This window comes from Enterococcus sp. LJL128, assembly GCF_056924295.1.
Map to the genome: position 1 here is coordinate 216,808 of NZ_JBXPBP010000004.1, position 13,811 is coordinate 230,618.

The 13,811-nt window shown below is 37.6% G+C and carries 11 protein-coding genes and 1 pseudogene; 6 read left to right on the top strand and 6 right to left on the bottom strand.

Annotated features, from left to right (window positions below):
* Window positions 1–111: 111 nt before the first annotated feature.
* On the bottom strand, window positions 112–453 hold the full coding sequence (locus AC1Z3K_RS07585) for a YlbF/YmcA family competence regulator (RefSeq protein WP_426084901.1): 342 nt from the start codon (window positions 451–453) through the stop codon (window positions 112–114).
* Window positions 454–518: 65 nt separating this feature from the next.
* The gene (locus AC1Z3K_RS07590) at window positions 519–2,669 is read right to left on the bottom strand and encodes a PBP1A family penicillin-binding protein (protein WP_426084900.1); all 2,151 of its coding nucleotides are present in this window, start codon (window positions 2,667–2,669) and stop codon (window positions 519–521) included.
* Between the two features lie 367 nt (window positions 2,670–3,036).
* Here AC1Z3K_RS07590 and AC1Z3K_RS07595 point away from each other — a divergent pair, with 367 nt between their 5' ends.
* The 5 genes from AC1Z3K_RS07595 (at window position 3,037) to AC1Z3K_RS07615 (ending at window position 4,966) form a co-directional block, all read left to right on the top strand.
* Window positions 3,037–3,387 (top strand): hypothetical protein, encoded by a 351-nt coding sequence (locus AC1Z3K_RS07595; RefSeq protein WP_461732371.1) that lies wholly within the window; start codon window positions 3,037–3,039, stop codon window positions 3,385–3,387.
* Window positions 3,380–3,670, top strand: a complete 291-nt coding sequence (locus tag AC1Z3K_RS07600) for a hypothetical protein (RefSeq protein ID WP_461732372.1) — start codon at window positions 3,380–3,382, stop codon at window positions 3,668–3,670. The genes AC1Z3K_RS07595 and AC1Z3K_RS07600 overlap by 8 nt, the downstream gene beginning before the upstream one ends.
* Before the next feature lie 35 nt (window positions 3,671–3,705).
* A complete protein-coding gene (locus tag AC1Z3K_RS07605; RefSeq protein WP_426084897.1) occupies window positions 3,706–4,017 on the top strand; it encodes a hypothetical protein in 312 nt (103 codons plus the stop codon).
* 319 nt (window positions 4,018–4,336) lie between these two features.
* Window positions 4,337–4,525 (top strand): type II toxin-antitoxin system HicA family toxin, encoded by a 189-nt coding sequence (locus AC1Z3K_RS07610; protein ID WP_426084896.1) that lies wholly within the window; start codon window positions 4,337–4,339, stop codon window positions 4,523–4,525.
* A 54-nt stretch (window positions 4,526–4,579) separates the two neighbouring features.
* Complete coding sequence (locus AC1Z3K_RS07615; protein WP_426084895.1) at window positions 4,580–4,966, top strand: type II toxin-antitoxin system HicB family antitoxin; 387 nt, start codon at window positions 4,580–4,582, stop codon at window positions 4,964–4,966.
* Between the two features lie 206 nt (window positions 4,967–5,172).
* On the opposite strand, the pseudogene AC1Z3K_RS07620 reads toward AC1Z3K_RS07615, so the two are convergent.
* Both AC1Z3K_RS07620 and AC1Z3K_RS07625 read right to left on the bottom strand, forming a co-directional pair.
* Window positions 5,173–5,715 (bottom strand): annotated as a pseudogene (locus AC1Z3K_RS07620) (peptidoglycan amidohydrolase family protein); the annotation flags it as partial.
* Between the two features lie 137 nt (window positions 5,716–5,852).
* Window positions 5,853–6,353: a hypothetical protein gene (locus AC1Z3K_RS07625; RefSeq protein WP_461732373.1), complete on the bottom strand. Its 501-nt coding sequence runs from the start codon at window positions 6,351–6,353 to the stop codon at window positions 5,853–5,855.
* A gap of 2,801 nt (window positions 6,354–9,154) precedes the next feature.
* On the opposite strand from AC1Z3K_RS07625, the gene AC1Z3K_RS07630 reads away from it, so the two are divergent.
* Entirely contained in the window at window positions 9,155–10,018 is an 864-nt protein-coding gene (locus AC1Z3K_RS07630; RefSeq protein ID WP_461732374.1) for an RluA family pseudouridine synthase, read from the top strand.
* Window positions 10,019–10,346: 328 nt separating this feature from the next.
* Here the strand turns inward: AC1Z3K_RS07630 and AC1Z3K_RS07635 are convergent, their stop codons facing one another.
* Together AC1Z3K_RS07635 and AC1Z3K_RS07640 are read right to left on the bottom strand one after the other, a co-directional pair.
* Window positions 10,347–11,078: a hypothetical protein gene (locus tag AC1Z3K_RS07635; protein ID WP_461732375.1), complete on the bottom strand. Its 732-nt coding sequence runs from the start codon at window positions 11,076–11,078 to the stop codon at window positions 10,347–10,349.
* Window positions 11,065–13,755, bottom strand: a complete 2,691-nt coding sequence (locus AC1Z3K_RS07640; RefSeq protein ID WP_461732376.1) for a YfhO family protein — start codon at window positions 13,753–13,755, stop codon at window positions 11,065–11,067. The genes AC1Z3K_RS07635 and AC1Z3K_RS07640 overlap by 14 nt, the downstream gene beginning before the upstream one ends.
* Window positions 13,756–13,811: the final 56 nt, after the last annotated feature.

Sequence of the window (13,811 nt, forward strand, 5' to 3'; positions counted from 1 at the left end):
ATCTCCCTCATGCTTTTTATATAAGCAAAAGAACAGCGGAAATATCCTTTTCAGGTATTCCGCTGCTCTTTCTAAATGGAACAGTTATTCTGTATCTGACTGCTGCCGTTTTTAGTTATTATACAAGTCGCGAATCGGCGTCATAATAATGCGATTCAAGTCATTAACGATTGTACTAAAGGCTTGCTCTTTTTCCATCATTTTATTAATCAGCTCTGTTGTTTGAACCTCAGTTGCCATTTTTTGAGCTTTTTCTGCGTCTTCTTCTGAAAATTCTTCTCCACGCATTTGCTTTTCCTGTAATTCCTGTTGGAACCCTTGGAATTCTTTAAATAAATTAAATGCTGTTTCATCAGCCTTTACTGCGCCATAGGCTTCTTCCAGTGCTTTAAATTCATTCAGTTCGCGTAGTTCCCGTTCAAGCTGATTTGCAGTATCATAAATATTTGTCACGTAAATGTCCTCTTTTCTTAATGGTTTCTTTTATTGTAACACCTTTTTGCTGCTTTTCAAAAAACTTATTCACCAATCAGACCGCCGAAAAAGTCTTTGATGCCGTCTTTAGCATTTTCCCAGCCTTCTTTAATCTGATCACCGATATTCTTGGCGCCTTCCTGAACTTGTCCGCCGATTTCCTTCACACTATCCTGCCATTGGTTCGTGCTTTGCTGATCTTCAGCAGCAACTACTTGTCCACCTGTTGTGTAAGCATCTGCGATGGTAAACGGTGTTTGTGCTGTATAAGGAAGAATCCCACTGGCCTGACTATTGAAAACGCTAGAGGCATAGGTTGCACTTGTTCCCTCTAAGTAATGTGTCTCATCCGTATGCTCATAGCCCATCCAAGTAGCAATTACGACGTCGGAGGTATAGCCGACAACCCATTGATCGTTTGTTTTTGTACTGTCAAAGCTGGTTTCTGTTGTTCCGGTTTTCCCTGCCATAACATATCCGTAAGGGTCTGCATTGACGCCGCTTCCTGAGCTAAACACACCCAGAAGCATACTTGTCATTTCATCAGCAGTTTCCTTTGAAATAATCTGTTTGGTTTTTGTATTTGTCTTATCAACGAGAACAGCCCCTGTAGAATCAACAATTTTTGTAATTAGATGCGCCTCTGACAGCTGACCGCCATTGGCAAAAGCTGTGTATGCCTGAGCCATATCCAACGGTGAAACACCTGTTTCAATACTGCCCAGAGCAAGAGGGTAACGTTTGTCCGACTCGTTGAGAGGAATCCCGAATTTCTTCGTCTTCTCAAAGCCTTTATCCAGACCAATCTGGTTCAGCAGCCAAATTGCCGGTGCGTTCAAGCTTTCTCCCAGCGCTTGATACATCGGCACTTCACCGCTGAATGTTCGGCTGTAGTTTTCAGCTGGATAGTAGTCCTGCAGCTGATCTACAAGAATACTGCTAGGATCATAGCCTGCCTCTAAAGCTGGGGTATATACAGAAATCGGTTTTAGAGAAGAACCAGGTGAACGTTTGGTCTGTGTCGCAAAGTTAAACCCGCGATATACATGTTCTTTTCTACCACCAATAATTGCCTGAACCCCTCCTGTTTTAGGATCTAATGCGACCGAGCCGCTTTCCACCAGTTCGCCATCTTCTGCGTTTGGAGGAAACAGCGCTGTATTAAGATAGGTCTGGTTCATCGCTTCCTGATAGCTGGTATTCAATGCAGTGTATATTTTATAACCCTTATTCAGTAAATCTTCTTCTTTGATATTATAACGGTCCACTGCTTCATCAATCACCGCATCGAAATAATAAGGATAGCGATAGTCTGTTTCTGAGCCTGCATAACCATCATAAAGAATGCTGGCCATGTCTACAGCCGCTTCACTGTCTGCTGTTGCCTGATCCAGCTTCCCGTTTTCAACCATCAGCTGGAGAACTGTATCACGTCGGTTCACTGAATTTTCCAGATTGTCAATCGGATTATAAATACCTGGACCTTTCAGCATACCAACTAATGTAGCCGCCTCGCCAATACTAACTTCTGCTGCACTAACGCCAAAATATTTTTTCGCAGCGTCCTCGACTCCCCAGACACCATTTCCAAAATAAGAGTTGTTAAGGTACATAGCCAGTATCTGCTCTTTTGAATATTTCTTTTCAATTTCGATTGCCAGAAACAGCTCCTTTGCCTTTCGGTCAAACGTTTGTTCCTGCGTTAAATAGGCATTTTTAGCCAGTTGCTGCGTAATTGTACTTCCGCCTCCAACAACTCTTCCCATAGTGATTCGTCCCACCAACGCTCTTAAAATCCCTTTAATGTCATAACCGCCGTGAGAGTAAAAGTTTTTATCCTCTGTGGAAATTACTGCATCTTGAATATAAGGAGAAATCTGGCTTAATTCAACAAAATTCCCCTTCTGTCCAAAAAGCTTTCCAGCTTCTTCATTCTTTTCATCGTAAATAGTTGTTGCCTGAGCCTTCAACCCATCTTCCAGCGTGCCAACATTGGCTGCCTTCGCAAGCGTAAATAAATAGATGCTGGTTATTAATACCGCTACCATGCCTAGAAGCAAAATAATTTTATTAATTTGGTATTTTTTCCAAATCCGTTTTCTCCATTTATGAAAACGTACTAAATATGGTTTTAGCCAATTCCAGAAACGCTTGATGCCCGAACCGGCTTTTTTCATAATTTCTTTGAAATCCATAAGTGCTCCTCTTCCTTGTTTTCACATATTCTAACATATATTCCCCTATGTTCTATACGTCCTACGCATGATTTTACTACATACAGAGGCAGGGTTTTAGCTATTTTACCATGATTTTCTTTTGAAATTATGTAGAAAATATTAAGTTTTTGCTATGATGTATTAATCTGTTCTCTTTTGCGTAAAAAACACTGTCATATAAGGTTTTATAGAGTTTCCCCATTTCATTCTATATCATTCTGTTACATTAAATTCTAGGTCAAAAACTGGCGCTGCGAGATTAAACAATTTTTATTTTCATTTCGTGAAATATCTCATGCCAAACAAATCAAACAAACGTTCGTGCAATGATTTCAAGGTGATAGTTATGAGATATGTAAAAACAGTTCATTTAAAAGAAGTAACTTCTGCTTATCAGTATTTCTATAAAAAGAATGTAAAACCCTTTCGGAAATTATCGGCTAATCCAGTTTTTATTGATGATATTGTTTATAACATTTGGACATTTTACTCTGGAAGTAGGCGTGATTATATTGCCGCCTTTCCTATTGAAGAGCCTGACCACTTCCACATTTTCGAGTTAACACTTGAAGAAAAGGTAACGAAATATTTCTTTAAGAAAGTGAATAAGTTATCTGATTTTTCAACAAAGGGAATAAGGCGTGATACTACATTAACAGAGCTAATCAAATTAAAGGAGAATTCTAATAATGAATAAAAGAGCTGTAACGGGTATTGCAGATAAAATCAGATTAGTTTCTGCTTTCCCTAAAATTCTTGTTCGTTTTACCTTGCATACAAAAAATGAAGATATTAATTGTTTTGTTGCTCGGCGTGATCTCGCAAATTTAATTATGTTCTTAGATGATGGTATTTTTGAGTTGTCAGTCTTCGGACACTATAACAGCAGAAATCAATTAATCATTGAAAAATTCACGGTTAGAAATCCTAATTCGTTTATTCGTGAGTTTGTAATGAAACCTCTTGCTCAAGTATGTTAGAATAACAAGTAAAAGAAAAATTTAGGAGGAAGAAAATGAAAAAGAAGTTACTTATTGGGGCATTGGTTTTAAGTTGTTTTATTAATATTTTGCTGATTGGTGTCAACACTGTAGAGGCTAAAAAGAAGGAACCTTCATTGAATAGTTCACAATCAGCGTTAAAAGAGTACGGTTTGCTTGGAAGTGAACTGAATCAAGAAAAACTTGAAAAAATAATGCATGATTTCCAAACTGTAAGCAGAGACCCAGAAAAAAAACAACTAGAATATCAAAAAATACTTATTGAACAAAACTGGTTTATTATGGAGCAAAACGAGGATATAAAAGAGCTTTTAAAAAAAGACTAACTTAATTGTTAGTCTTTTTCATATCTATAAGTAACATGTCCGCCATGATGTGCTTCCCCTACAAAGTTTATTCTGTCTTCTCTTTTTAACCATGCTTCTCTAAATAGAAAGAAGTCATTGTTTTGCACATCAAACTCGCTTATCTCACCATTTTTAAGTTGCTCTAATAGTTCATCATATTAATTAATCACCTTTTATCACTCCAATCCAGATGATTATACTATAAGAATAATTGAAAATGCTGATATTTCTTTAATAAACCCATTGACTTATACGCATAATATACGTATAACATAAATATAGATAAGGCGTTGAGAGTATGCCAATGACAGCAAAGCAGATGATAAAACTGCTAGAACAAAATGGCTTTCAAGCAGTAAAGCAAGTAGGAAGCCACCGTAAAATGTACAATCCGAAAACAAAACTTACTACTATAGTCCCCATGCACAATAAGGATTTAGGAAAAGGATTGGAACAAAGCATTCTCAAGCAAGCGGGCTTAAAATAGCCCGCACGCTTGAAGCTGTGGTATACTCTCAACTATAAAGAAAGGTTTGATAATATGGCAACAAAGTTAGTTTATCCAGCCACATTCGAACAAGACGGTGATTACATTTTAGTTCAATTCCCTGATGTTCCTATCGCAATCACTCAAGGAGATTCTATTGAGCAAGCATATGAGATGGCGGAAGAAGTTCTTGGTTTATCATTAGAAGATGAGAAAAAGGCGCCTAAAGCTTCTACTGTAAAAGAAATTCAAGAGCAATTTCCAAACAAGCAAGTTGCTTTAATAGGTGTAGACATGGCTGCTCACAGAAGAAAATATCATTCAAAAGGAGCCAAAACAAATGTAACTATTCCAGAGTGGTTGAAAGAAATGGCGCAAAAAGAGAATATCAACTTCTCACAAACTCTTACTGAAGCACTAAAAGAAAAACTTGATGTCTAATGTCTCACTCTAAGTAGAATTTGAAAAAATTTGGTAACCTATATTTTTTTATATTTCAAAAGTCGATAACGTCACGAGATGTACTTTTGAAATTCTTAAAAACGAAAAAAACAACCCGATCTCATTAATTTGAGACCGGGTTGTTCTATTTTCTAATTTTAGAGATTTTGAAAAGTACTAAAATAGATATTTCCTTCTATTTTCAATTATGTCAAGTCTTGCTCAAGAACCCAACTACTGATTTCCTTCAACAGATACGCCTTTTTAGAATTTGGATTATTTACATTTTTTACTTGCTGAACTGTATAGGTCTTATTCTTAACCCAAGACGGAATACGTTCTAAAGTTTGGTATTGTGTTGCGTGATTAAGTAGTTTCACTTTTTGCCCTACTTTAAAGCCTTCCGCAATTTCTCCAGTTGTGTTTCCTTGATACCAGTAAATTGTGTTAGCCGGTCCACCATTATATGACCAGATTTGATCATGGTTATTAACAGTTATCCCGTTATATCCGAAATTACAATGAATAATCTTCTCGGAATCTACAAAGACACCAGTATGTCCCGCAACACCACTTGAAGCACCTCGGTTACCCCAAATAAAGATATCCCCTCGTTTTGCATCAATATAGCCATTTACTTCAGGAAGAGCTTTCCACCCATTTGCTTCAAGATGATTAAACAAACTATCTGTATTTCCCATTGTCCCCACTGGAAGAAATCCACCAGCCTGTAAAGCATAGTAAACGGCACTGGAACAGTCATCCTATTCTTAGTTTATTTCAATCCACAAGCGATAATCAGTTAAACATCAGCATGAAGCTTTCCTGTTTTGTGTGTCCTTCTCTGTGATGATTAACCTTCTATATGTTAGTGGGTTTTGGATAGTTAGCAGAAACTAAGCTGATACCCGACATTATTATATTCATCAATCTTAGTTTGGATACGCTTCTTGTAATACTTCACTGCTGATTTAGTCATATCAAGATATTCTGCTGTTAACTCTTCTGTGTTCTGTTCACCATAGATAGACATAAAAACATCTTTCTCCGCTGTATCCAATAACCCTATGGCTTCGGTCAAAACTCTTTTCTCTTCTTCATCAAGTTCTCTAATTTCTATATTCCCTGTAGACAGTTTATGAAATGATTCCATTTCTCGGATATCTCCCCATAGCTCTTCCCGCTGCTGCTTAGATAAATCAGTTACTTTGCTTGTATCATCAAACGTTCTTTCCCTTCCTTCAATCAGCCAGAAAAGAGCGTACTCACCAAAAGGAAAATTACTTAATTCAGCGGCTACAACTTCAGCCATCAGGCAGCCATCGGAATTTCGAACGCGGACTACTGTATATTCACCTAATACTTTACATAAATCTTTGAATTTCATCGCTTCGCTCTCCGTTCAAAGAAATTTCTGAACGGTTAGGACATTCAAATATAAAAACTACAATGGATATATATACCCATCTGTCAGACAATCAAAGAGAAAAGACTTTGGAAAAATTTATAAGTCATGTGAATTTTTAGTTGTACTGGGTCAAATACTGGGTCAAAATTTATTTTTATATATTTGAAATAGGCTGGATGCCTTTAACGTAAGGATATTCAGCCTGTTTCTGTGTAGAAAATATTAAGTTTTTGCTATGATGTATTAATCCTCAATTCAGCTTACGATAAAATTCCATTTCCATATTTCGTAGGCTTCCTTCAATTTTTGCTTAAATATGTACTTTAACCTCTTTGCTCCAACTGCTCTCTTATAACAAAAAAGTCATAGCATCCGTCCTTTCAGAATTTTATTTCCTTCCAATTTTTATGCTATATTTTGCTTACTCAAACTTCCTATCTAATAAATACAAACCATTCCGACAGCCATTCTTAGTTAATCATTCATTTAAAAATAAAAAACTTCCATCATAAATAATTTTAAAATTATCAAAGAATCCGTCATAGAAATTTCACAACTTCCTTGTATTATTAACACATACCAATAAACAACCCTAACAAACACTTTTTCATTTTTAACTCCTTTTCCCGCCCTCCCCCAAAGGGCGGGTCCTTTTTTATTTTCACTTCAAAAATCATCTTAACCCTCTCTTAATTTTAAAACCTTACGGAATTTTGTGTACTCTTTCATTAACTGTGCTTATTTAAGTAGAACTAACTTGTAATGATATAAATTCTGATGCATCTAAAAGTCACTCCCTACAAAAGTAAATCACATACAAATAGACGGATATAACTACTTTTAACTTTATTTCAAATGCTCAATGGGAGGAAATTCAAAGAAAACAGCTTCTATTTTACAAGCCTTAATGTCTTCTTTACCTTTTTTTACATTTAAAGAAAGATTCCTACATAAAAAATTCATATTTCCCTTGTATTATTAACTCATACCAATAAACAAACCCTAACAAACACTTTTTCATTTTTAACTCCTTTTCCCGCTCTCCCCCAAAGAGCGGGTCTTTTTTTGTAGTTTATTAAACTAAAGGCTGTTTTTTCTAAAATAAACTACTCCTGATTTAAAGCTTCTATGAGCTTACCGTAGAAACTATTCCAAGGTTTGGCATTTGTGGAAAATGAGTGAGAGATAGTTTTTGCTGCTATCCTCAAATGAAATCCGCCTTTTTATCGATTCTGACTAGGTTCATCTTATTAAGTAGTTAGAGCAAACTCTTACTTAGTGTTTAACCATTTCCTAAAAACTTCTCTTCTATTCGAAAAAAAGATTTTGGCTGGAGGATAAATATATTTATAAATTTAAAACTTTTTTTAGTGAGAATCCGTAAATTGTAGCTTTACTACTTGAAGATGAAATAATCTTTATGGAGCATCGAAATAAATCCTTAGATTATATTCAACAACTTGGTATAAACCGCTATCCTCGGTAAAAAGAGCTGAAAGTGTTCATTGTTACTACTAGAAAAAAATACAAAAAGCTAATCTTCTCTCTAATTCAGTTCAGAAAGCAGCCTAATTATTGCTATAATTTCAGAATAAAAGATACGCTATTTCTTTTACTTTTCATTGAATAGATTGGCTGTACAGCTATTTCTTATGTTTTCGTTAGTAAATCTTTTACACTTTTGAAAAGATTCCTACACAAAAAATTCACATTTGCCTTGTATTATTAGCTCATACCAATAAACAAACCCTAACAAACACTTTTTCATTTTTAACTCCTTTCCCGCTCTCCCCCAAAGAGCGGGTCTTTTTTTTCTTTATTCAACATTAGTATGCTCAGTCCCTTAAACTCGGATAAACGGTGTTTCAGAAGTAACTACTAGCAGCGAGCTGCATCGATGTCCGCTCAACATCAGTGGTAAACCACTGTTTTTCAAGGTTCTTCGACAATAAGGCGGAAATTCGCAAAAATTTGGGAAACACCAGGTAGGAAGCAGTCAACATCGAATGGTTTACCTTCGTGTTTCCTGTCATTTTCGGAATTTCCGCTTTATTGCTTAGAATCACTGTAATTGCTCTTTTGAGCAGAACAGATGATGAAAAGTACCTACTTGGTGTTTGAAGCTAACCACTTCTGTCACAACCTTAGCTTTTAATCCAGCATGATTTTTTCTTATAGGACATATTTCCGCTTTCTATTAATTCAATTTGATGCCTTTTGTATTTATCTTAAAAGCCTGTTTCTTTTGTTCTAAAAGATAGACTGATTAATAATACTTAACCCGTTTAAAGGATTTCTTAATCATTCGTTAGTAAATTTTTTACACTTTTGAAAAGAAACATCCATAAAAAATTCATATTTAACTTGTACTATATAGACATACCAACAAAACAGTTTATTTGTTAAAAACATTTAAACTACCAACCCTAACACAACACTTTTTCATTTTTAACTCCTTTTCCCGTCCACCCCCAATGGACGGGTCTTTTTGTATGTTCCGAAAGGGTTCAGGAGGTCGAGACAAAAGTGTTTAGCTCCGAGAAATATGACGGATTATCCGAAAATAGTTTTTCATATTTTTGAGATAGTTCGGCTTATTTCCGAGAGAGCTACTTTTGGAACGCCGTTTATTCGGATTTTAGAGAAAGAAGAGTTCAGGCATTTACTTATGTCCCAAACTCTCGAACCCTTGATTTTGTATTGACCTTCTCTATGGATTTGTTACACTAAAAAAACAGAGTATTCATTTATTTTACTAACTACATAAAGGAGAACCTGCTATGGATATTTCAATTACTTTACCAGATAACTTTCAGTCTATGACGATTTTAGAGCTCCTTGAAAAGGAGTGGCTGGTGCCAAGAAAAGTACGTCATTTTCTGCGTACTCGAAAAGGCGTGTCTATTAGTGGGCAGCCTGTGTCATTTCAGCATTCACCCCAAGCTGGCGATACCTTGATCCTACATTTTGAAGCAGAGGATTATCCTGCACCAAAGAGTCAGATTGGTGAAGCAGTTTCTTTAGATATCTTGTTTGAAGATGAACACTTAATTATTTTGAATAAGCCTGCCGGGCTTAAAACGCATCCTAATGAGCCAGATGAAACGGATACCCTATTGAATCACTTGGCGGCCTATCTTACTCCCAAGGGGGACTTTCCTTTCGTCGTTCATCGCCTAGATAGAGAAACTAGCGGCTGCATTGTTTTCGCTAAAAATCAGTTTATTCTTCCAATTCTTAGCCGCATGCTGGAAAACAAACAAATCTACCGGCGTTATCAAGCAGTCGTTGCAGGTGAAATTCCTGAAAAGCACTGGATAATCCGAGATAAGATTGGCCGACATCGTCACGACCGGCGCAAACGAGTGATTGACAATCGTAAAGGCGATTTTGCTGTCACTCACATCGAGAAAGCTTTTTATAATACAGAAACTAATAAAACCTCAGTTTTTTGTACACTAGAAACCGGACGAACCCACCAAATTCGTGTTCATCTGAGCGGCAATGGCTATCCCATTATTGGCGATTCGCTTTATGGAGGAGCAGCGAATCAGCGGCTTATGCTTCATGCCTTTGAACTTCATTTGATTCACCCTTTTTCAAAAGAAGAAATCGTTGTTCAGACCGAGCCGGGCTTATGGTAGTATTTTCATAGAATATTTATATAAAAAACTAATCTCATAAAACAGCAGCAGCTCGCCACACTTGGTTGACAGTACAAAATTTGGAATATGCTCGTAAAGCTTGAGGGTCTGGAATAACAATAAATTCCAGACTCTTAGTATGCCTAAATTCGAATAAGCGGTGGTCGAGATTACGCTCTTCACAGCTTCTTTTCCCTTGTAATTAAGCTTTGACGACATATCTTCTTATTCCATCCTCATAATAATCCATTAAAAAACCCTAAGTTAGACTTTTAGTCTAACTTAGGGGCGCATCTCAATCTGTCTAATTTCTACATCCAAACTTTATCTATGTTCGATGATCAATGACATCGGCATAAATCTTTTCCGGCAGCCCTTCTTCTTTACTGAAAGTTACTCGGATACTACGACTAATGGTGCTCGTTTCTTCCTCATCATTGTACAGTTCTATTAACTGTCCTTTTAATTTCTCTTTGTCCGCCAGCTTTTTTTCAAAGTCCGACATCACTTGGTCCAGTCCCTTAATCTCAAGAATTTCTCCAATTTTACGAACAGTTCCTTCCAATGATTTGCCATAATACTGACCCTTCCCTGTCCAGTTCACCAGCTCCAACTGCTGACTCATTAGGCGAACCAATTTCTTTTCAGAGTCATAACTATAAACTGCCTGCAGGATACCTGAAGCTGCTAACTCTTCGGTACCCTCTTCACAAAAACCTGTTCCGCTTACTAGCGTCAGCTGATTTTCTTTTGCTGTAATCTGTTCTTCATTTAGCTCCATCGCTAAATTTTCCTTAGGAAACTCCTGTTGGATAACTGCCTGCAAGTCATGGAAGACAGGCGTTAACTCTACACTGAACCGCTCCGCTAAGTCCTGATCCAGTTCACTGGAAGGGATACTATATGTATACTCCCCCCAGTTTTTTTCACGTTTGGCTTGCCAGATAAAACCTGCTTCATCCTTAGGTACATCATTCAAGTCCTCTTTTGCTTTTTCCTGAGTACAGCCGCTTACTATGAATAGTGCCGCTAGGATAAGCCAGCTACTAATTTTCTTCATCTTTTATACCCTCTCCTTGTCCTTCTAATACATTCGGCTCTTGACCACCTTCTATGCGTGTGCGCCTCCGATACAGCCAGAAACTGTACCCAAGAAACAGAAGCATACAGCCTACAAATAGAACCACACCCAGCACAAAGCCCTGAGGCATAAAGACAAACTCAATCGTGTGCTTGCCAGCTGTCAACGGCAACGTTAGCAAGGCTTCCTTAAATAAAGGAATTTCGACTTCCTCCCCATCTACATACGCCTTCCAGCCTTTATCATAGGGAATCGTAGTGAATAGCACCTGATCTTCTGAAAGATTTACTTCCCCGCTAACCTTTCGTCCTTCGGTTTTCAAGTTCACTCCCTTATCCTGCATCTTCTCCATCGCTTGACCAAAGACTTCTGTATCTAAAAAGACAATGTTCGGATTTAACATCTCTACATACCAGTTTTCTTCCTCTTCATACAATTGATTGAAGAATTCTGTTTTAAAGGTCACTGTGGTTTCTTCCTCATAATAACCTAGGCGGTAAAACTGTCCAGTGACATTAATCGTTGACGTATAGTCCTGTCCGGCAACCTCCAACTTCACCTCTGTCGAGCCTAGCTCATCATGGTAAGTAGGATACAGACTAAAGTAAGCTTGTGTTTTTGCGGGAACCTTCACCTGCCAAGTAATTACCTGACTCTGATTTTTCTTTTTCGGTTTAAAAATGAAGGTTTCATTGCCTTTAATCTCACCTGTTGTTTGTTCAGAATTTTTTATACTCGTTATTTCAGGCTTGGTAAAATCAAAGTATTCGGTGGACTGACCAGATAATTGATTGAAGAGTAAGGTCTGATTTGCCACCGCATCTTCTTCATATATCGTATCATTTGTTAAAATCCCTAACGGCATAGCATACGCATTCTCATAAAGACCATATTCACCACTGGTTGCTTGTAAAGTATAACCGTATTTTAGTGGATCCTCTTTTGAAATATTGTACTTAATGCCGGTCAGCGCATCCATTAAAATCGTATTGTTATCATAGCGGACACTCAGCTGCGTTCCCCAAGAACGAAAGCCTAAATCGGCCATATAAATGGAGGAATGACGGTTCCGAATGGAGGAAAACATGGAAACTCCACTGTATCCAAAATTAAAGCTTTCATTTTCTGACAGCTTGTCCAGATTTTCCATACGATAAAAGCTGTCGTTTGCTTCCTTCGTCTGGTCGACTAGCTCCTTTAGTGGTGCATAGGGCTCTTCATATAGTGATGTCATGGGATAGCCCCACTCCTCTCCTAACCCGATAATCATATTCCGGGTATTGAGAAATAGCTCACCCATCGTTAGACCAACTAAGCCAACCGCAACTACTTTCTGCCAGCGGTTCTGCTTATAAAACAGAGTCAGCAGCACCAAATAGGCAATCAGAAAACCAAAGGTATAGATAAAGGAATCTTTATAGATATAAGTATAGCTACTGCCGCCAAACATCAGACGCCAAAAGTTAAAGGCTGCTAATAAGCCAATCCAGATAAAGAGCAGCATGGACAGTTTGTCTATATCTGCTTTTTCCACCTTTTCCCAAGCATAGCCAGCTAAAAGAATAACAAGAAACGAAAAGAGGAAACTAAATCTAAAAAGCAGCATATTCGGCGAATGCATTCCATGCCAGAATAAGTTCAACGGTTCAATGTAGAAGCTGGCAACCAAGACCCCCAGCAGCCCGCCATAAGCCAGCTTTTCCCGTGAAGAAAACTTCTTGGAAACAAAATAGAAAAGAGCAAAAAGTAACGGCAATAGACCCGCATAAATAAAGGGAATCCCTTGATATTGCGTAGTATCATAGACACCCACCATATTTTTTACAAGTAAATCCCACCAGCTAGTCGCATCTGTTTTTAATGTCCCAGCTTGGCTTAAGGCTTCTCCGTTGTTTTGCAAGTCCATAATGGTTGGTAAAATGACCACCATTGAAGCACCTCCTGCTAAAAAGGAGGTTACAAAATAGGAAAGGATACTTCCTTTGTATTCTCTGGGTTTGATAGAAAAGCGCGCCCAATAATAGAGAAATGAAAATACTCCCACAATAAAGGCCATGTAGAAATTCGATACAAACAACAGAAAATAAGAAACAAAAAGAAGCGTCGGTTTCTTTTGATCCATTAAACGATGAATTCCTAAAATAACTAAAGGCAGATACATGACCGCATCCAGCCACATCAAGACTTCTGAATAGACCAATGTAAAGGACATCAGCACATAACACTGACTTAGAATCAGTTGTACCCACCGAGGAACCTTGAAGGTTTGGCCTGCAAAAATCCAGGCTGAAAGACCGATACAGCCAAACTTCAACAGGGTTAATAAATAATATGTATCGGTCATTGACGCATTGTCAAAAAAGTACACTAGCGGGGTAAAAATCCCGCCCAGATAATAGGCCGCAAATGCCCAATAGTTTAATCCTAGCGAGCCATACCATGTATACAATAGGCTGCCTTCCCCTTTTAAAACATTGTGAAACCCAGCTAAAAAATGGGAATACTGTGTGAAGCTGTCACTAGTTAACACACTTCGTTCACTTCCAAGATAAATATCTGCCTGCCAATAGACAAAGGCTAAAATGAGCACCGGCAAGACGAAGTTCGCTACGCCGAACACTCCATTTACTTTTAATTGCTGCTTGATTTTTCCCATACTACACCTCAATTTCTTTTGATAAAAAACGGCTGAAAATCAATTGATTCCAGCCT

Coding starts and splice junctions, on each gene's coding strand:
- AC1Z3K_RS07590 (WP_426084900.1), bottom strand. CDS start 2,669: ATGGATTTCAAAGAAATTATGAAAAAAGCCGGTTCGGGCATCAAGCGT.
- AC1Z3K_RS07595 (WP_461732371.1), top strand. CDS start 3,037: ATGAGATATGTAAAAACAGTTCATTTAAAAGAAGTAACTTCTGCTTAT.
- AC1Z3K_RS07600 (WP_461732372.1), top strand. CDS start 3,380: ATGAATAAAAGAGCTGTAACGGGTATTGCAGATAAAATCAGATTAGTT.
- AC1Z3K_RS07605 (WP_426084897.1), top strand. CDS start 3,706: ATGAAAAAGAAGTTACTTATTGGGGCATTGGTTTTAAGTTGTTTTATT.
- AC1Z3K_RS07610 (WP_426084896.1), top strand. CDS start 4,337: ATGCCAATGACAGCAAAGCAGATGATAAAACTGCTAGAACAAAATGGC.
- AC1Z3K_RS07615 (WP_426084895.1), top strand. CDS start 4,580: ATGGCAACAAAGTTAGTTTATCCAGCCACATTCGAACAAGACGGTGAT.
- AC1Z3K_RS07625 (WP_461732373.1), bottom strand. CDS start 6,353: ATGAAATTCAAAGATTTATGTAAAGTATTAGGTGAATATACAGTAGTC.
- AC1Z3K_RS07630 (WP_461732374.1), top strand. CDS start 9,155: ATGGATATTTCAATTACTTTACCAGATAACTTTCAGTCTATGACGATT.
- AC1Z3K_RS07635 (WP_461732375.1), bottom strand. CDS start 11,078: ATGAAGAAAATTAGTAGCTGGCTTATCCTAGCGGCACTATTCATAGTA.
- AC1Z3K_RS07640 (WP_461732376.1), bottom strand. CDS start 13,755: ATGGGAAAAATCAAGCAGCAATTAAAAGTAAATGGAGTGTTCGGCGTA.